The sequence below is a fragment of the Streptomyces justiciae genome, from assembly GCF_015163075.1.
In the GTDB taxonomy this organism is placed as follows: Bacteria; Actinomycetota; Actinomycetes; order Streptomycetales; family Streptomycetaceae; genus Streptomyces; species Streptomyces justiciae.
Window position 1 is genome coordinate 66,949 of record NZ_JADDXU010000029.1, and the last position, 18,302, is coordinate 85,250.

General features: G+C 71.8%; 12 protein-coding genes. 6 read left to right on the forward strand and 6 right to left on the reverse strand.

What is annotated here, in order from left to right; translation table 11 throughout:
* Positions 1 to 67: 67 nt before the first annotated feature.
* Both sigJ and qcrB read left to right on the forward strand, forming a co-directional pair.
* Positions 68 to 991 carry an RNA polymerase sigma factor SigJ gene (sigJ, locus tag IQ210_RS44265; RefSeq protein WP_194084907.1) on the forward strand — a complete coding sequence of 308 codons (924 nt, stop codon included), beginning with the start codon at positions 68 to 70 and terminating at the stop codon, positions 989 to 991.
* Positions 988 to 2,433, forward strand: a complete 1,446-nt coding sequence (qcrB, locus tag IQ210_RS44270; RefSeq protein WP_194084908.1) for a cytochrome bc1 complex cytochrome b subunit — start codon at positions 988 to 990, stop codon at positions 2,431 to 2,433. The genes sigJ and qcrB overlap by 4 nt, the downstream gene beginning before the upstream one ends.
* On the opposite strand, the gene IQ210_RS44275 is transcribed toward qcrB, so the two are convergent.
* The 3 genes from IQ210_RS44275 to IQ210_RS44285 all read right to left on the reverse strand — a co-directional run bounded on the left by IQ210_RS44275 (position 2,434) and on the right by IQ210_RS44285 (position 8,441).
* Positions 2,434 to 2,898 carry a hypothetical protein gene (locus IQ210_RS44275; protein WP_194084909.1) on the reverse strand — a complete coding sequence of 155 codons (465 nt, stop codon included), beginning with the start codon at positions 2,896 to 2,898 and terminating at the stop codon, positions 2,434 to 2,436.
* Between the two features lie 48 nt (positions 2,899 to 2,946).
* Entirely contained in the window at positions 2,947 to 5,190 is a 2,244-nt protein-coding gene (locus IQ210_RS44280; protein ID WP_194084910.1) for a glycoside hydrolase family 9 protein, read from the reverse strand.
* A 152-nt stretch (positions 5,191 to 5,342) separates the two neighbouring features.
* Positions 5,343 to 8,441 (reverse strand): glycoside hydrolase family 2 TIM barrel-domain containing protein, encoded by a 3,099-nt coding sequence (locus IQ210_RS44285; protein WP_194084911.1) that lies wholly within the window; start codon positions 8,439 to 8,441, stop codon positions 5,343 to 5,345.
* A 286-nt stretch (positions 8,442 to 8,727) separates the two neighbouring features.
* On the opposite strand from IQ210_RS44285, the gene IQ210_RS44290 reads away from it, so the two are divergent.
* A complete protein-coding gene (locus tag IQ210_RS44290; RefSeq protein ID WP_194084912.1) occupies positions 8,728 to 11,109 on the forward strand; it encodes a SpoIIE family protein phosphatase in 2,382 nt (793 codons plus the stop codon).
* Between the two features lie 4 nt (positions 11,110 to 11,113).
* On the opposite strand, the gene IQ210_RS44295 is transcribed toward IQ210_RS44290, so the two are convergent.
* Complete coding sequence (locus tag IQ210_RS44295; protein ID WP_322658384.1) at positions 11,114 to 11,665, reverse strand: RNA polymerase sigma factor; 552 nt, start codon at positions 11,663 to 11,665, stop codon at positions 11,114 to 11,116.
* Positions 11,666 to 11,710: 45 nt separating this feature from the next.
* Between IQ210_RS44295 and IQ210_RS44300 the strand changes: the two genes are divergently transcribed.
* The 3 genes from IQ210_RS44300 (at position 11,711) to IQ210_RS44310 (ending at position 15,143) form a co-directional block, all read left to right on the forward strand.
* Positions 11,711 to 13,063 (forward strand): serine/threonine-protein kinase, encoded by a 1,353-nt coding sequence (locus IQ210_RS44300; RefSeq protein WP_194084914.1) that lies wholly within the window; start codon positions 11,711 to 11,713, stop codon positions 13,061 to 13,063.
* 79 nt (positions 13,064 to 13,142) lie between these two features.
* On the forward strand, positions 13,143 to 13,811 hold the full coding sequence (locus IQ210_RS44305) for a DUF4232 domain-containing protein (RefSeq protein ID WP_194084915.1): 669 nt from the start codon (positions 13,143 to 13,145) through the stop codon (positions 13,809 to 13,811).
* A gap of 75 nt (positions 13,812 to 13,886) precedes the next feature.
* Positions 13,887 to 15,143 (forward strand): arsenic transporter, encoded by a 1,257-nt coding sequence (locus IQ210_RS44310; protein ID WP_194084949.1) that lies wholly within the window; start codon positions 13,887 to 13,889, stop codon positions 15,141 to 15,143.
* 12 nt (positions 15,144 to 15,155) lie between these two features.
* Here the strand turns inward: IQ210_RS44310 and IQ210_RS44315 are convergent, their stop codons facing one another.
* The gene (locus IQ210_RS44315; protein ID WP_322658386.1) at positions 15,156 to 17,036 is read right to left on the reverse strand and encodes a ricin-type beta-trefoil lectin domain protein; all 1,881 of its coding nucleotides are present in this window, start codon (positions 17,034 to 17,036) and stop codon (positions 15,156 to 15,158) included.
* Between the two features lie 316 nt (positions 17,037 to 17,352).
* Positions 17,353 to 18,279: a helix-turn-helix domain-containing protein gene (locus IQ210_RS44320; RefSeq protein WP_194084917.1), complete on the reverse strand. Its 927-nt coding sequence runs from the start codon at positions 18,277 to 18,279 to the stop codon at positions 17,353 to 17,355.
* Positions 18,280 to 18,302 lie beyond the last annotated feature (23 nt).

The following is an 18,302-nucleotide window of genomic DNA, read 5'->3' on the forward strand; positions in this document are numbered from 1 at the left end:
CGTCCGATGTCACATTCGCGCCCCCGGGAGCCCTCGCAGTAGTGAGCGCGTACCGGGAGGCCCACGCATGTCCAAGATTCGTTTTCCCGAGGCCGACGAGGCGACGGACGTCTTCGTCGGCCATCGTGAGCTGCTGTTCGGCATCGTCTACAACATGCTCGGCAGCGTCGCCGACACCGAGGACGTCCTGCAGGAGACCTGGCTGTCCTGGACGGCCCGGCGCCGGATCACCGACTCGCCCCTGGACGGGATCGCCAACCCGCGCGCCTATCTCGTCCGCATAGCCGTGAACCACGCCCTGGGCCGCCGTGCCGCGATCAACCGGCGGCGCGAGACGTACGTCGGCCCGTGGCTGCCCGAGCCGCTGGTCGCGGACGACTCCGCCGACGACACCGCGGTGCGCACCGAGTCGGTGTCCCTGGCGATGCTGGTGGTCCTGGAGTCGCTCACCCCGCTGGAGCGCGCGGTGTTCGTGCTGAACGAGGTGTTCGGGTATCCGCACACCGAGATCGCGGAGATCCTCGACCGCACCCCGGCGGCGGTACGGCAGGTGGCGCACCGGGCCCGGGACCATGTGCATGCGCGACGGCCACTGTACGAGGCGCATCCGCGGGTGCGGCGGGAGGCGACCGAGCGGTTCGTGGAGGCCGCGCTCGGCGGGGACATCGGCGCGCTGATGGAGATCCTCGCGCCGGACGTGACGATTTGGACGGACGGTGGCGGCAACCGCCGGGGGGCGGGGTCGCGCCCGGTGCGCGGCCGGGACAAGGTCGCGCGTCTCATCGACGGATTCCGCTCCCGGGGTGCCTCGCTCGACCTGGAACTGCGCTACGGGCAGGCCAACGGCGACGCGGCGGCCGTGCTCTTCGAGGACGGGACGCCGTACGCGGTGATGGTCATGGACCTCACGCCCGAGGGCGACCAGGTGTCCGACATCTACATCGTCGCCAACCCCGACAAGCTCGGGCACGTCGAGCGGGGGGAGCGATGAGCGGGGAGCGGATCGCCGACTGGTTCGACGGCCGGCTCGGCATCCACTCCCTCGGCCGGCGCTATCTGCGCAAGGTCTTCCCGGACCACTGGTCGTTCCTGCTCGGCGAGATCTGCCTCTACAGCTTCGTCGTGCTGGTCCTCAGCGGGGTGTGGCTGACGCTGTTCTTCCATCCCTCGATGAACGAGGTGACGTACCACGGCAGTTACGTCCCGCTCAACGGGGTGCGGATGTCCGAGGCGTACGCCTCCACGCTGGAGATCAGCTTCGACGTGCGGGGCGGTCTGCTGATCCGGCAGTTGCACCACTGGTCGGCGCTGGTGTTCGTGGCCGGGATGCTGACGCACATGATGCGGCACTTCTTCACCGGTTCGTTCCGCAAGCCGCGCGAGGTCAACTGGGTGTTCGGCTGGACCCTGTTGTTCCTCGGGCTGTTCGAGGGCCTCTTCGGCTACTCGCTGCCGGACGACCTGCTGTCGGGCACGGGGCTGCGGTTCGTCAACGGGGCGCTGCTGGCGGTGCCGGTCGTGGGGACGTATCTGTCGATGTTCCTGCTGGGCGGCGAGTTCCCCGGGAACGACATCGTGGCCAGGTTCTACTCACTGCACATCCTGGTGATCCCGGGCATCATGGCAGCGCTCGTCGTGGCCCACGTGCTCCTGGTCGTGTACCACAAGCACACCCAGTTCGCGGGCCCCGGCCGGACCGAACGCAACGTCGTGGGCGCGCCGTTCATGCCGGTGTACCTCGCAAAGGCGGGCGGATTCTTCTTCCTGGTCTTCGGCGTCCTCACCCTCATCGCGGCCGTGGCGAGCATCAACCCGGTCTGGCAGTACGGCCCGTTCCGCGCCGACCAGGTCTCCACGGGCGCCCAGCCGGACTGGTACCTGGGCTTCGCCGAGGGGCTGGTGCGGATCATGCCGGGCTGGGAGATCACCCTGTGGGGGCACACGCTCATCCTCGGGGTCCTCATCCCGATCGTGGTGTTCCCGCTGCTGCTGGTGTTCATCGGCGTCTACCCGTTCGTGGAGGCCAGGATCACCGGCGACCGCCGCGAGCACCACCTCCTGGACCGTCCCCGCAACCGCCCCGTCCGCACCGCGATCGGCGCGTCCTGGATCAGCCTCTATCTGATCCTGCTGGCGGGCGGCGGCAACGACATCGTCGCGACCCGCCTCCACCTGTCCATCAACACGGTGACCTGGGTGGTACGGATCGGGGTGTTCGCCGTCCCGGCAGCGGTCTTCGTCATCACCCGACGCATCTGCCTGGGCCTCCAACTCCGCGACAGGGACCTGGTGTTGCACGGCCGGGAAACGGGCGTGATCAAACGCCTCCCGCACGGCGAGTACATCGAGGTCCACGAGCCCCTCGACCAGGCCCGCCGCCACACCCTGACCGCCCACGAACGGCCGAAGGAACTCGTGGAACACGAACGCTAGTCACCAGGCGGGGCGCGGGTCGCGCAGATGCTCCGGGGTCTGCTCGGGGTGCCAGTCGTTGCCCTGTTGGTCCGTGCGGACGAGGTAGCCCGGGCTCGGCGCGAACTCGAAGGTCTCCGGGGCCGGGTCGTGGAGGCGTACGGTCCGCGGGAGTTCGATCTCGACCAGCTTCCCGTCGTGGATCATCCAGAGCCCGAAGCAGTCGTCCTCCTCGTCATGGATGAGCACCTGCACGGACTCCGGACGGTCCCACGGCAGCGACTCCAGATGCTTCAGCAGCCCCGTACGCGACCCCACCCGGACGAACTCCGAGGCCCAGCTGTACATGGTGCCGGCGCCGAGGGAGCTGGGGACGGGCACGAACCTGCCCTTCCAGCTCCGCTCGTCGTCGTGTTCGAGGAGGGGCTCCATGACCTCCCAGGAATTCCCCAGCGCCAGCACGATGACCTCCGCGATTCTGCTCACGAGCGGAGTATCACCGCGCGCATGGAGCCCCCGCGAACCGATTTCCGTCTACGTCTGGTCCGCCACGAAGGAGGCCATCCGGGTCAGGGCGGAGTTCCAGTTGATGGTGTGTTCGTTGGTCGACCAGGACTGGATGTCGTCTATGTAGCAGAACTGGCCGACGCAGCCCTGGAGTTTGCTCTGTGCGTAGGGGTCCTGGATGCTCGAGTTCGGTCCGCCGGCGAGGGTGCCCTTGGGCGGGTTCGGGAGGTTGGGGTCGAGCTGGTGGGCGTACCAACGGCTGTGCTGGTTGTGGGAGTTCACCTCGCCATACCCGGTCACGTACGACATGTTCAGCGCGTTGCGGCCGAAGAGGTAGTCGACGCTCTGGAGGGCGCCGTCCCGGTACTTCGAGCCGCCCGTGATGTCGTACGCGGTGGCGATGACGATGCCGTTGTGCAGGATCTGGTGGTTGGAGCCCCAGTCGTAGAGGTTGTTGGTGGGCGCGTACGGCATCCCGTACGGCTGTGACTTCAGCGTGGCGAGGTAGCGGTCGGCGCCCTTGACGACCGACTGGCGGACCTTGTCGCGGCCGGGCAGCTTGCTCGGCACGGTCGCGAGGTCGAGACGGGCCGCGGCGGCGGTACGCGCCCAGTCGTAGCCGAGCGGGCCGAAGATGTCGGCGGTGTGGACGGGCGAGTTGAGGACGTAGTCCGCGAACTGCTTCTCGCCCGTGGTGAGATACAGCTCGGCGGCCGCCCAGTAGAACTCGTCGGTGGCGTCGGTGTCCGCGTAGGCGCCGCCGCCGGTGCCGTCGTTCGGGTCGGCGTGCAGGTCGGGGTGCGCGAGCGCCGCGGTCCAGGCCGTGCGGGCGGCAGCGAGGGTCTTCGCCGCGAACGCCTTGTCGTAGGGCCTGTAGAGGCGGGCCGCCTGCGCCGCCGTGGCCGCGAGGTTCAGGGTCGCCTCGGTGGTCGCCGGGTGCAGCTCACGCTTCTGCGGGTCCTCGCTCGGCAGCAGCGGCAGGCCGGTCCACGCCTCGTCGTGGATCTTGTGGTGGGCCATCCCGGCCAGCGGCTGCCCCGCGGGCACCTGCATCTTCAGCAGGAACTCCAGCTCCCAGCGGCTCTCGTCGAGGATGTCCGGCACCTTGTTGCCGCTCTCCGGGATGGCGAGGGTGCCGTCGCCGAGCTTGGCGGGCTCTCCGGTGCGGGCGTGCAGGGCACGCTCGTAGGTGCTCAGCAGCTCCCACGTGGAGATGCCGCCGTTGACGACGTACTTGCCGTGGTCACCGGCGTCGTACCAGCCGCCGGTGACGTCGAGCTTGTAGTCGCAGACACCGGGCTGGCAGGGGACGGCGGAGTCGCCCTGGTTGGGTGCCACGTCGACATGGCCGGCGGCGCGGCCGTAGCCGGGTCGCAGGTCGTCGCGGATCGGGATGCCGCTGCGCTGGGTGTAGTAGTACTTCAGCGCGTCCAGGCGGAGTTGCTCATAGGCGGCGGTGCCGATGTCGAAGGGGCGACTGGTCTCCCCGTCGGCGACCAGCGTGTAGCCGGTGCCCGCCTTCCGGTACGACCCGAAGTCGATCGAGTGGACGTTCTGCCCGGAGGACGCGTCGACGCCCCGCGGGGTGCTGGACCCCTGCGCCACCACGGTCCCGGAGGCGTTCTTCAGCTGCCAGGGCAACTTGGCCGTCGCGTCCGTGACGAGCGTGGCGTTCTTCGGCCCTGACGGCAGATAGGCGACCTGGTTCACGCGCACGCGCGGCCCGGTGTCGGGCTCGTACACCTCCGGCGGCACCCCGCCGAGCAGGGACACGTCGTCCATGCAGAACTTCCAGGCGTCCGCGCTGCCGCCGAGCTGGAAGCCGACCTGCGCCTGCGTGGCGTCCACGGGCGAGGTGAAGGTGTAGGAGTAGCTGTTGCCGGAGACACTGAGCTGCGGGCTGACCTCGAAGTAGGTGTCGTACGGCGCCACTTGGAGCCCCACGATCGCGCGCACGACATGCCCGTCAGGCACCCCGTCCGCCGTGAAGGCGAACTTGTACGACTCCCCCTTGACCAGCGTGACGTCGTTCTGGCCGACGGCGGCGTCCCAGCGGTTGGTGGTGCCGCCCGGCACGTCCGCGCACAGCTTCCCGCCGGACAGGCCGGCGGTGACGTTGCTGGTCGCCCACCAGGGCTCGGTGCTGGTGTCGAAGGTGCCGTTCTTGAGCTGCTCGACCTCGTCGGCGGTTGCCGGGAAGGACGGCGCGGCGACAAGTACCGCTCCCAGCAGGGCCGTCAGGGACAGCAGGGTGGTGTTGCGTCTTTTCACGTCCGGGCTCCTCGGTGAGCTACGGGCGGCGCTCGCGTATGGGAGCGCTCCCAAGAGACGGTCGGAGGCCATGCTTGTTGCAGGCATGACACCCCGTCAACGGTCCGGACGGGACTGGTTGGTCGGATCGTCCGGACCGTGCGCGGGAACCGTCAGGCGGCCGGCACCTCCAACTTGCTGATCCGGACCGCTCCTTGGACCTCACCGGGGTGTCCGCTGGTCAGGGTCAGCCGCAGCCTGGACCCGCTGATCGGGTCGAAGGTGACGACGGTCGGCGCGTCGGACCCGACGGCCCACTCCACCGCCGTCCCCGCCGCCTTCGCCCAGTGCGCGCCGTCCCATGCCTCCACCTCCACGGACGCGGGCAAACTGTGCGTCGCGCTCAGGGTGAACGAGATCTCCACCCGGTCGAAGGTCCGTGTCCGCCCGAAGTCGACGGACACCCAGTCCTCGGCCCGGGCCCCGTTGAAGGCGGGCAGCAGCGCGGTGGCGGCCTTGCTGAAGGCGTTGGACCAGCCGGTGGCCGGATCGCCGTCGAGCATCGCGGCGGGCAGGGTGTCCGTGCGGCCGGAGTAACTGGCGTCCGCGTAGGGGTAGTTCGGCGGGGCCGGGTAGTCGGGCCGGAAGTCGGCCGCCGGGGTGCTCGCGGCCGAGCGGGAGGGCGTGGCGCGCAGGATCGCGGTGCCCGTGCGCAGGCCTTCCGCCCTGCCGGTCACCTTCAGGGCGCCCGATTCGGTGCCCGAGCGCACGACGGCGAGGGCCTTGCCGTGGAACGCGGTGCGGGTGCCGGCCTGGTAGCGCTCGGCACTCTCCTCGCGGCCGTTGTCGAGCCCTGCGAGGGAGCCGCCGGCCACCTCTAAGGCGATCAGGTTCTCGGCGTCCGGCACGACCACCCCGTGCCTGTCGACGATGTCCGCGGTGACGAACACCAGGGAACGCCCGTCCGCGGCCACCGACTTGCGGTCGGCCGTCAGCCGCACCGCGTGCGCGGCCCCCGCGGTGCGCAGCACATCGGTGGCGACGGCCTTCCCGCCCCGCCGGGCCACCGCCTTCAACTCACCAGGCCGGTAAGGGACTTTCCAGGTCAGGTGGAGCTTGCCCGCGCTGCCGTTCGGGCTGGTGTAGCTGCCGGGGTAGGGGCCGTCGGTGAAGGTCTTGTCGTCACCGGTCGCCTCGGTGGTCTCCAGGTAGGTCCGGCCGTCGACGGTCGTCTTCGTGTCGAACTTCCGTATGCCGAGGGACTTTCCGTTGAGGTACAGCTCCACGGTGTCGACGTTGGAGTACGCCCACACCTCCACCGTGTCGCCCTCCTCGTGGTTCCAGGTCATCGGGAGCAGATGGACCATCGGCTCGCTGATCCACTGGCTCTGGAAGAGGTAGTACATGTCCTTCGGGAAGCCGGCCGTGTCGACCGCGCCGAAGAAGGAGGCCTTCACCGGGAAGACGTCGTACGGCGTGGGCTCGCCGATGTAGTCGATGCCGGACCACAGGAACTGGCCCGTGAACCACTTCCGGTCCCGGTCCTTCTTGTGGCCGTACTCGCCGCTCATGGTCCAGGAGGCGAGGTTGTTGTCGTACGAGGAGACCGCCCGCCTGCCCGGCGTGTGGTTCTCGCCGGTGTTCAGGTGCTCGGGCTCCTGGTACGTCCCGCGCGTCGAGGTCTCCGACGACGACTCGGACTCGAAGAGGAACAGGTGCGGGTAGGCCGCGTGCAGCTGGTCGACGGACTTGGCGGTGTTGTAGTTGAGGCCGAGGCCGTCCAGCTTGGCCAGCATCAGGTCGGCGGCGGAGCCCTTGGCGGGCAGGCGGCGGTACTTGTCGGAGCCGATGACCAGGGGACGGGTGTCGTCGGCGGCCTTGATGGCGTCGATGATCCGGTCGGCCATGGCGAGTCCGGCGGTCGAGGTCGAGTCGGGGACCTCGTTGCCGATGGACCACATCACCACGGCGGGCGAGTTACGGGCCGCGAGCACCATCTCGGTGGCGTCCTTCTCGCACCACTCGTCGAAGAAGCGGCCGTAGTCGTAGCGCGTCTTGCCGGTCCTCCAGCAGTCGAAGGCCTCCACCAGCATGACGATGCCCAATTCCTCGCAGACCCGGATCATCTCCGGCGAGGGCGGGTTGTGGGAGGTGCGGAAGGCGTTGACGCCCATCGACTTCATGATGGTCATCTGGCGGCGGATCGCGTCGATGCTCACGGCGGCGCCGAGCGCGCCGAGGTCGTGGTGCAGGTCGACGCCCTTCAACTTGGCGTGGACGCCGTTGAGATGGAAGCCCTCGTCCGGGTCGACGCGGACGGTGCGGATGCCGAAGGGGGTGCGGTAGGTGTCGACGGTCCGTCCGCCGACGCGGATTTCGGTCAGCAGGGTGTAGCGGCGGGGGTCGGCGAAGTCCCACAACTCCGGGTCGGTGACGGTGAGTTCGTGGGTCTCGGTCGCCTTGTCGGTGACGTCGGCCGTGGTCGCCGTACGGGTGACCGTCCGGCCCTTTCCGTCCTTCACCGTAGAGCGGATCTCCACCCGGCTCGCGGTGCCGGACGCGTTCACCACGGAGGTCCGCACCCGTACGACCGCCCGCTCCTCGGTGACGTCGGGCGTGGTGACGTACGTGCCCCAGCGCTCCACGTGCACCGGCTCGGTGATCACCAGGCGGGCCTCGCGGTAGATGCCGCTGCCGGAGTACCAGCGGCTGCTGGGCAGCCGGTTCTGCACCTTGACGGCGATGACGTTCTCGGTGGTGCCGTCGGTGTGCAGCAGGTCGGTGAGGTCGAAGGCGAAGCCGGTGTAGCCGTAGGGGTGGCGGCCGACCTCGGTGCCGTTGCAGTAGAGGTACGCGTCCATGTAGACGCCGTCGAACTCCACCGAGATCCGCTTGCCGGCGCAGGAGGGCGGCAGGGTGAAGGCGAGGCGGTACCAGCCGAGGCCGCCGGGGAAGAAGCCGGTGCCGCTGGTGGTGCCGTGCTCGGTGGTCGGGGCGAGCTCGATGCTCCAGTCGTGCGGCACCGCCACCTCGCGCCAGGCCGAGTCGTCGTGGGCGGGGTCGGCGGCGCCCGCGTAGGCGCCGGTCGGGTCGGTGATGCCGCCCGGGTTGACCAGGGCGAAGCGCCAGCCGTCGCGCAGGGCGACCGTGGTGCGGCCCGTGGCGCTCCCGGTGGCCTCGGCGGCGAGGGCCGCCGGGGCGCCGAGCAGCGCTCCGGCCGTGGGCGCGGCGGCGGTGGTGGCGATCAGAACAGATCTGCGAGTGACCGTCATGATGGTGCGGCTCTCCCTCATCCGGCTCTTGCTCATCAGGGCCCAGAAGTACTCACAACTGATCGTGAACACACAGATTCTGACGCGGTGCCACACTGGACCGTCAAGGGTGCGGAGACGCATGACCGTCCCACCGGCCACATCGGCCGGATTTCCCCCTTGACCCGGGGCGTCCTCGCCGTGGGGCGCCTGAGGGGGTTCCCGTCCGCACGCGGGCCTGACGCACTAGGCTGGAACTCAAGTGACGCGCTTGTTCACTGTGAGTGTGCGCAATGGAGTGGCGACGATGAGCCCGGACTACCCGTTCGACGATGCCGCGACGGCACGGGCTGTCATCGACGAGCGGGGCACGGTCGTGGAGTGGAACGGCGGCGCGGAGCGGCTGCTCGGGCACCCGGCCGCCGACGTCGTGGGCCGTCCCGCCGAGAACCTGCTGGTCGGCGACGGCGCGGGGGCGGCCTACGCCCCGGTCGGCGCGCGCTGGGACGGTACGGTCACGCTCCGCCACCGCGACGGCGGCACCGTGTCCGTGTGGCTGCTCGCCCACCACCGCCCCTCCGACGACGGCACGCCGGGCCACTGGCTCGTGGTCACCCCGCTGGAGGCCGGCGAACCCAGCTCCGCCGACGACCCGCTCGCCACGGCGGCGCTCGTGCAGTCGCCGTGCGCCGTCGCGGTCTACGACGAGCGGCTGCGGCTGAGCCATCTCAATGCCGCCATGGCCGAGGTGATAGGGCTGCCGGAGGACCGCATCCGGGGCCTGCGGCTGTCGGAGATCGGCGGCAAGCCGCAGAGCGCGGAGCTGGAGGGGCATCTGCTGCGCGTGCTCACCTCCGGCCGGGCCGAGGACGTCCAGACCTACATGCGCACCGGCGGCGAGTCGCTGGCGCACGCCTGGCTGGCCCGGATGGCCCCGGTCACCGACCGCGAGGGCCGGGTGCGGGGCGTCTGTCTGGCGGCGCACGACTTCACCGAGAACTACCTCGCCCGCGAACGCCTCCAGCTGGTCAACGAGGCGAGCGTCCGCATCGGCAGCACCCTCGACGTCACCCGGACGGCTCAGGAGCTCGCCGACGTGTGCGTGCCCGCGCTCGCCGACTTCGTCAGCGTCGACCTGCTGGACCCGCAGGAGAACGGCGACCCGCTCGCGCCGGTCGTCACCCCGATCAGCCTGCGCCGGGCCGCCCACCAGTCGGTCAACCCGGGCACCCCGGAGGCGGTGGCCAAGCCGGGCCAGGTCGAGGTGTACCCGGCCTCCTCTCCGCAGGCGGACTCGCTGGTGGCGGGCCGTACGATCGTCGCCACCATCGCCTCCGGGCAGCTGGACGAGTGGCTGAACTGGAACAAGGCGCGTGGCGAGGCCGTCCGGCAGTTCGGCATCCACTCCACGATGTCGGTGCCGATCCAGGCCCGCGGCCTCACCCTCGGGGTCGCGGTGCTGACCCGGTTCCGGCGGCCCGACCCGTTCACGCCGGACGACGTGCTGCTGGCCGAGGAGGTCACGGCCCGCGCGGCCGTCTGCATCGACAACGCCCGCCGGTTCTCCCGCGAGCGGGAGACCGCGCTCGCCCTCCAGCGCAGCCTGCTGCCCCGCTCGCTGCCGCGCACCGCGGCCGTGGCGGCGGCCTCCCGGTATCTGCCGGCCGCGCGGGCCGGGGTGGGCGGCGACTGGTTCGACGTGATCCCGTTGTCCGGGATGCGGGTCGCGATGGTCGTCGGCGACGTCGTCGGCCACGGCATCCAGGCCTCGGCCACCATGGGCCGGCTGCGCACCGCCGTGCGCACCCTCGCCGACATCGACCTGGCCCCGGACGAGCTCCTCACCCACCTCGACGACCTCGTCGTACGACTGTCCGCGGAGGCCGGTGCCGAGGGCAGTCCGGGCGAGGTCGGGGCGACCTGCGTGTACGCGGTGTACGACCCGGTGTCACGGCGTTGCACGCTGGCCCGGGCCGGACATCCCCCGCCGATGCTGATCCCGCCGGGCGGCACGCCCGAGCAGCTCGACCTGCCGTCCGGGCCGCCGCTGGGCGTGGGCGGACTGCCCTTCGAGTCGGCCGAGCTGGAGCTGCGCGAGGGCTCGGTGCTGGCGTTCTACACGGACGGGCTGGTCGAGTCCGCGGAGCGTGACGTCGACGCCGGGCACGAGCTGCTGAGCCAGGCGCTGGCCGCGTTCTCCGACTCGCTCGAGGAGACCTGCGACCGGGTCCTGCACACCCTCCTGCCGGCCGGCGGCTCCACCGACGACGTGGCCCTGCTGCTGGCCCGCACCCGGGGACTGCCCTCCTCCCAGGTGGCGACCTGGCACATCCCCGCCGACCCCTCGCTCGTCGCCCCGATCCGCAAGCAGGTCGTCGACCAGCTCGGCACCTGGGACATGTCGGAGGCGTCGTTCACCGCGGAACTGGTGGTCAGCGAACTCGTCACCAACGCCATCCGGTACGGCGCCCACCCCATCCGGCTCCGGCTGATCCACGACGCGACCACGCTGATCTGCGAGGTGTCCGACACCAGCCACACGGCCCCGCATCTGCGCCGCGCCAAGACCTGGGACGAGGGCGGCCGGGGCCTGCTGCTGGTCGCCCAGCTCACCCAGCGCTGGGGCAGCCGGCACACGGCCGACGGCAAGACGATCTGGGCGGAGATCGGGCTGATCGAGGAGGAGTAGGCGGTCACGGCGTCTCGGCGAGCCAGGGTCTGATCTGTCGACGTGCCTCGTGCAGCCGGGACTTGAAGGTGCCCAGCGGGATGCCGACGCGTTCGGCGGCCTCCGCGTACTCCAGCCGGCAGATGTCCCGGTACACCAACGGCTCGACCAGCAGCGGGTGTTCGCGCTCCAGCCGGTCCAGCGCCTCCAGCAGGTCGATCCGCGAACCGGCGATGACACTGGTGGTGCGCGGGTCGGCGCGGAGGTCGTCGACCGTCGGGGCCGGCTGTTCGGCGGAGCGCCGTTTGAGTTCGCGGTACTTCTGCCGGCAGCAGTTGGCCACCACGGTGTAGAGCCAGGTGCCGAAGCGGCTGCGCCCCTCGAACGTGCCGATCTTGCGGGCGACTTGGAGCAGCACGTCCTGGGCGGCCTCCTCCGCGTCCTCGCGGCAGGGCAGGAAACGGCCGCAGCGCCGGACGACCTCGGGGCGGATCGCCGCGAGCAGTGCGTCGAGAGCGTCCCCGTCACCGGCGGCCGCGCGCCGGGCGAGGTCCTCGATCGGGGGCTGGTCCGGCACGACGGCTCCCCTCGGTGTGGTCGCTGCGGCAGGCATGATAGTCGTATGCACTCCGTCGAGCGGATCGGCCGCTACCGGGTCCAACGGCGCCTGGGAACCGGCGCGTTCGGGACGGTGTGGCTCGCGCACGACGACACGCTCGACGCGCCGGTGGCCGTGAAGGTGCTCGCCGACAACTGGTCGCACCGGCTCGACGTCCGCGAACGCTTCCTGTCCGAGGCGCGGTTGCTGCGCCGGGCCGCGTCGCGGCGTGTGGTGCAGGTCCACGACATCGGTGAACTCCCGGACGGCAGACCGTACTTCGTGATGGAGTACGCCGACGGCGGCACCCTCGCCGACCTCCTCGACGACGGCCCGCTCCCCGTCGACGAGGCGCTGCGGCTGACGGCGTCGGCGGCGCTCGGGGCCGCCGCGCTGCACGAGGCCGGGATCGTGCACCGGGACATCAAGCCGTCCAACCTGCTGTTGCGCACCGGCCCGGACGGCAGCCGGCAGGTGCTGCTGGCCGACCTCGGGCTGGCCAAGATCCTGGCCGAGGCGTCCGGGCTGACGCTGGCCGCCGGTTCGGCAGGGTACCGGCCGCCCGAGCAGGCCGAGCCGGGCACCGGCATCGACGCGCGTGCCGACGTCTACAGCCTGGGCGCGGTCGGCTACCACCTGATCACCGGGGCGGTACCGGCCGCACCCGGCAAGGTCGTACGCCCCGACCGGCTGCGTCCGGGCCTGGACCCCGGCGTCCGGCGGGCCCTGCTGCGCGCCCTGCGCCCGGACCGCGCGCGGCGCTGGCCCGACGCGCGGGCGTTCGCGGCGGAGCTGGAACGGCTGGCGGCGGACCGGCGGCCCCGACGCCGGCCCGCCCTCCTCGCCGGGCCGGCGGTGACGGCGATCCTGATCGGCACGGCCTTCGCGCTGTGGCCGCACGGCTCCGCGCCCGTCGACCGGCGGATCGCCGACGCGACGGGGCGGGTGTCGGCCGACGTGCCCGCCGCCTGGGCCGGTCAGGTGCGCGCCGCTGGGTGGGACCCGGCCGTCCTCGGTCTGCGCGCCGGACATGAACCGGGGTTCGCCGTCGCCGACGACCTGACGAGGTGGCAGGACCTCGGCGCGGGCGTCAACGGCGTCTTCGTCGGGGTACTGGAACACGGTGACATCACGACCGTGGTCAACGACCTCGCCCATCCCCAGTGCCACTACGACGGCGCCCGCGACCACACCCTGGCCGTGTGGCACGGCAGGGTCCGCACCTGGAGCGACTGCCCCGGCGGCGGCTCGGTCGTCGAGGCCGGGCTCACGCCCCCGGACGGGGGCGGGCAGCCGCAGGTGTACGTGCAGATCAGGACGGACGACGGCGGTCCGGCGGCGAGGGACGTCCTCGGTTCGGTGCGGGTCGAGGGCTGAGCGCGCGAACTTTTCCGGCCGTGGGCGCATCGGACTCTCATGACGGGGCCACAACGCGCCGTACGAGGAGTGAGACGACATGGTGAACACGTACCGGTCCGTGCACCGGGCGGCCCTGCTCGCGGGCGCGGCCGCCGCCCTGAGCCTGCTGACCGCCTGCGGCGGTGGCAGTGGCGGCGCGGGCGAGGCCGCGACCGCGCCCTCCACGCTGCCCGGCACCGCCGCGCCGGCCACCAGCGGCGTGACCTCGGCGACGCCCTCGGTGCCGCCGAGCGCCGGCCCGACCTCGCCCACCCCCTCTTCGCCGCCCACCGCGAGCCCGGCCGCGAGCGCCCGCTGCCACACCTCCGAGCTGGAGGCCGTCCTCGGCCGCAACGACCCGGGGGCCGGGCAGGAGAACTTCCCCGTGATCCTCACGAACACCTCCTCGCGGACCTGCACCATCCACGGCTATCCGGGCGCCGCCTTCGTCGACGCCGCCGGCAAACAGCTGGGCCCGGACCCCCAGCGCTCCCCCGGCACACCCACCACCGTGCGACTGGCGCCGGGCCGCAGCGCCTGGTCGGGCATCACCTTCGCCAACCCGAAGATCAGCGGCGCCCGCACCGCCAACCCCGACGCCCTGCTGGTGACGCCGCCGGACGAGCGGGAGCCGCTGAAGGTGTCGTGGTCGGCGGGAGAGGTGCCGGTCTCCGGCAACGAGTCCACGGTCTTCCTGACGGTGTTCGACCAGGGCCCCGGCGCCTGACCCGTCGAAGAGGACTCTTACTTTCACCTGGTTTCATGGGCGGGTACGGCTCGATCACGCCCCGAAGGAACCCCCCTGAACACCCCGCTCGCCGAAGTCCTGTCCATAGCGCTGCTCGTCGCCGTACTCGCCTGGGCCGTGATCCGTCCACGCGGTCTGCCGGAGGCGGTGCTGGCGGTCCCGGCGGCCGGGCTCGCGATCGCCACCGGAGCGATCTCGCCGGAACACGCCTGGGCCGAGGCCGAACGGCTCGGACCGGTGGTCGGCTTTCTCGCCGCGGTGCTCGTGCTCGCCCACTTCTGTGACGTCGAGGGGCTCTTCCGGGCGTGCGGCGCCTGGATGTCCCGCCGGGCCGCCGGCCGCCCCGGCACCCTGCTCACCTCGGTGTTCGTGCTCGCGTCGGCGATCACGGCGGTCCTCAGCCTGGACGCCACCGTGGTGCTGCTCACGCCGGTCGTGCTGGCCACCGCCGCCCGTAGCGGCGTACGGGCCAGGCCGCATCTCTACGCCTGCGCGCACCTGTCGAACACCGCGTCCCTGCTGCTGCCGGTGTCCAACCTCACCAACCTGCTGGCCTTCGAGGCGAGCGGGCTCAGCTTCACCCGGTTCGCGGCCCTCATGGCGCTGCCCTGGCTGATCGCGATCGGCGCCGAGTACCTGGTGTTCCGGCGCTTCTTCGCGGACGACCTCAAGGCCGCCGTCGCCGCTCCCGACACCGGTGCGGCGCCCGAGCTGCCCGTGTTCGCGCTCGTCACCGTCGGCTGCACGCTCGCCGGGTTCGTGGTGGCGTCCGCCGTCGGCGTCGAACCGGCGTGGGTGGCGCTGGTGGGCGCGCTGGTGCTGGCCGGCCGGGCGCTGGTGCGGCGGCGGGCCACGCCGCTCACCGTGGTGAAGGCCGCCGCGCCGGGGTTCCTGGCGTTCGTGCTCGCGCTCGGCGTGGTGGTGCGCGCGGTCGTCGACAACGGGCTCGCCGACGCCCTGCGCCACGTGATCCCGGACGGGTCCGGGGTGGTGGCGCTGCTCGGGATCGCCGTGCTGGCCGCGGTGCTGGCGAACCTGATCAACAACCTGCCCGCGGTGCTGGTGCTGCTGCCGCTCACCGCGGCGGCCGGGCCCGGTGCGGTGCTCGCGGTGCTGATCGGCGTCAACATCGGCCCGAACCTGACGTACGCCGGTTCGCTGGCGACGCTGCTGTGGCGGCGGATCGTGCAGCGCGACGGTCAGCATGTCGGGCTCGGCGAGTTCACCCGCCTCGGTCTGCTCGCCGTCCCGGCCGCGCTGGTGCCGGCCACGCTCGCCCTGTGGGGTTCGATCCAGCTGATCGGGGCCTGAGCGGCGCCGGAGTCAGCGCCGGCCGCCGCCCCCGTACCCGCCGTAGCCCCCGTAGCCTCCGTACCCGCCGCCGTACTGGCCGTCCCAGTTGCAGGAGTACGTGTAGTAGCAGGGCACGTCGCTCGGATACGCGCTGCTGGGGGTCGGCGCCGCGGTCGACGGCGTCGCGGACGGCGTCGGCGTCGGGGTCGCCTTCTTCGGGGTGGGCGTAGGGGTCGGCGTCGGGGTCGGGGTCGGCTCGGCCATCGCACCCCAGTTGACCCACTCCATCTGGAGGTCGGCCTTCGAGGTGTCGAACACCCAGCGCTGGCTGGCCGTCTCGTCCTCGCGGGACTTCAGGACCAGGGCGCCGGTGCCGTCGGTGGCGGCGGGGGTGAGGGCCAGGTCCTGGTCCCAGCGCGGCACCAGGTTGCCGCGCATCGTGAAGTCGTACCGGACGTCCTTGTTCTCGGCCTTCGCGGTGCCGGTGCACGGGGCCAGCTGCACCGAGTAGCCGAGATGGGAGTCGAGGCAGAGCTCCGGGTCGGCGGCGCTGCGCAGCAGTCCGTCGGTCTCGTACGTCCACTGCTGCGCGGCGTCCGAGGAGCAGTCGGTGACCTCGGTCTCGGCGCCCTTGACGGCCTTCTTGCCGACGACGGCGACGCAGAGCCCGGAGTCGACGTTGTGGATCCGGCCGCTCAGGGTGCCCTGCCCCTCCTGGCCGGCGTCGACCCAGGTCGGGTCGGTGGTGGAGTGGTCGGTGCCGGTGCCGGGCGTGTCGGAGGCGCGGGCGCCCGCGGCCGGGGCGGTGTCGTCGCCGTTGCCGACGGCCCACAGGACCAGCGGGAGGACGACGAGGGCACTGGCGGTGGCCACGGCGGCGGTGAGGTTGCGGCGGCGGGCGGCGGCCTTCTTCGCCGAGTGCCGTCTGCGGCTTCTTCGCGCCGGCGCGCCGGCTCCGGCAGGCGGAGCGGGGACGGAGGGGGCGGTACGGGGAAGAGACGGCGCGTCGAAGAAGGGCTCGCCGGCGATGGTGTGGGCCGCGGTCTCCTCGGCCGGCGCCGGTGCGTCCGCCGCCTCCTGGGCGGCCCGGGTCTCCGCGTAGGCGCGCCCGCCCCAGCCGAGGACGGCCTCGGCGAGGGCGACACCGAGGCCCTGGTCGTTGAACTGGTTCAGCTGGTCGGCGGTGTGCCGGCAGTGCTTGCAGCGGTCCAGGTGGGCGCGCAGGTCGGGGTCGACGTCGATGCCGCCGCGCCGGTAGGTGACGTCGAGCATCCGCAGGAAGCTGCGGCACTCCTGCTCGGGCGCGAGTTCGCGGTGGACCTGGAGGCACTCCTCGCGCAACCGCTCGCGGGCCCGGCCCAGTTCGACGCGGACGTCCTCCTCGTCCAGGCCCAGCAGGGCGCCCGGTATCTCCAGCGGCTCGCCCTCGACCTCGCTGTGCCACAGCAGCGCGCGGGCGGACTGGGGCAGCCGCTGGAACGCGCCGGACAGCAGCCGCCGGTCGGCGGGCGGCAGCAGCCGGGCCGAGGCCCGCTCCCCGTCGACGGTCTCGGAGCGCAGTTCGGGGTGGAGTTGTTCGCGTCGGCGGTCGGTGTCCCATTCGGCGGCGATGCGTCGCACGGTGACGAGGATCTGCGGGCGCCAGGCGGCCGTCGGCCCGTTGTGCCGCAGGGATTCTCCGAAGAGCCGGGTGAATGCGGCGGTGGTGAGCATTCCGGCGGAACGCGGTCCGTCGGTGCACAGCCGGGCATAGGTGAAAGCCGCTTCCCAGTGCCGGTCGAGGAGTTCACCGACGGGGTGAAGGGCGGGTGCCGTTCCCGTCCACTTCTTCAGCTCCGCACTGAGTTGTGCGTCCGTCACGTCGAAGAGGCGGGCCGGGGCGGTGGAATTCGGCAGGCCTGCGTCTTTCACGGCGGCATTCCTCTCGGGGGCATACACAAGAAAGTCCATACCAATGGGTATGTGGTCCCGCCGACGACAGCTCTTGTGAAGCGTGGGGGGCGTACGGGAGGGGTCGCGCACGGAGCGGGGACCTTGTCCGGGCGCCGACAGGGCCCCACCTTTCCACAGGTGAGCGAGATGTAACAAGAGAGCCCGCTGTTTTGTGCATTACGTGCGCACCACGTGTTTTTGACGTTGGGTCAATAGCCCGGGCGTTAGTGAATGACTTTCCTGCGGCAAACCATTGAACTGCCACTCCATCCCGTATCGGACGGGCTCGCGCGCATCACGCCCCAACCATTGGCCCGCCGGACCGGTACGCGCCGGGCGGCATGCCGAAACGCTCGCGGAAGACGCGGTGGAAATGGAAGGGGCTCACGAACCCCGACGCCGTGGCCACCCGTTCCACGGGCAGGTCGGTGGCCTCCAGCAGCCGCGCGGCGTGCCGCAGCCTCGCCTCGCGCAGGGCGCGCATCGGCGACTGGCCCACCTGCCGCGTGAACAGGTGCGCCAGCCGGGAGGGCGACAGCGCGACACGCGCGGCGAGCGAGTCGACGGTGTGGGGCGCGCCGGGGTCGGCGGCGATGAGTTCCTGGACGTGGGCGATGCGGGGGTCGAGGCCGGGTGCCGGGGGACGCCGGCGAGCGGCCCCGGCCGTCAGCAGGATCACCTCCTCCAGTGCGCACAGGGCGAGTTCCCGGGCGACGGTGTCGTGCGCTACGGCGATGCGGTCGTCCGGGGCCTCGCGTCCCGGCGCCGGTTCCTCGGCGCCGGGGGGCCGGCGGGCGTCCGTGCGCATCCGGTGGAACGCCGACTCGACGCGGGCGCGCAGTGCGGCCGGGGTCGGGGTGACGACGTACAGGCCGTCGCCGCGGTCGTACGGGCGCAGCCACGGCAGCCAGGAGGGGCGGGCCTGGCAGTGCACCCACCAGAACCGCCAGTGCGGGGCGTCCGGCGCGACGCCGTAGCCGTGCGGGGAGCCGGGCGCGAGGGCGACGAGGTCGCCGGCCCCGGCCCGGGTCGCCGCCGAGCCGTGGCGCAGTTCTCCGCCGCCGGCCGCGGTCCAGGTGAACAGCCAACTGTCCGAGCCCTGCGGCCGGTTGACGAAGTAGCCCGGCGCCTCGTCGTAGCGGCCGAGCACGACCAGGCCCGCGGGCGGCGCGGGTACGCCCGGGGCAGCAGTCCCGGGCAGTCCGTCAGCGGTCACGGGCATCCTCCTGAAGTCGCCTCCCACCT

Excerpts from the sequence above, each read along its gene's own strand:
- IQ210_RS44290 (WP_194084912.1), top strand. The coding sequence starts at position 8,728 with ATGAGCCCGGACTACCCGTTCGACGATGCCGCGACGGCACGGGCTGTC.
- IQ210_RS44320 (WP_194084917.1), bottom strand. The coding sequence starts at position 18,279 with ATGCCCGTGACCGCTGACGGACTGCCCGGGACTGCTGCCCCGGGCGTA.
- sigJ (WP_194084907.1), top strand. The coding sequence starts at position 68 with ATGTCCAAGATTCGTTTTCCCGAGGCCGACGAGGCGACGGACGTCTTC.
- qcrB (WP_194084908.1), top strand. The coding sequence starts at position 988 with ATGAGCGGGGAGCGGATCGCCGACTGGTTCGACGGCCGGCTCGGCATC.
- IQ210_RS44285 (WP_194084911.1), bottom strand. The coding sequence starts at position 8,441 with ATGACGGTCACTCGCAGATCTGTTCTGATCGCCACCACCGCCGCCGCG.
- IQ210_RS44300 (WP_194084914.1), top strand. The coding sequence starts at position 11,711 with ATGCACTCCGTCGAGCGGATCGGCCGCTACCGGGTCCAACGGCGCCTG.
- IQ210_RS44305 (WP_194084915.1), top strand. The coding sequence starts at position 13,143 with ATGGTGAACACGTACCGGTCCGTGCACCGGGCGGCCCTGCTCGCGGGC.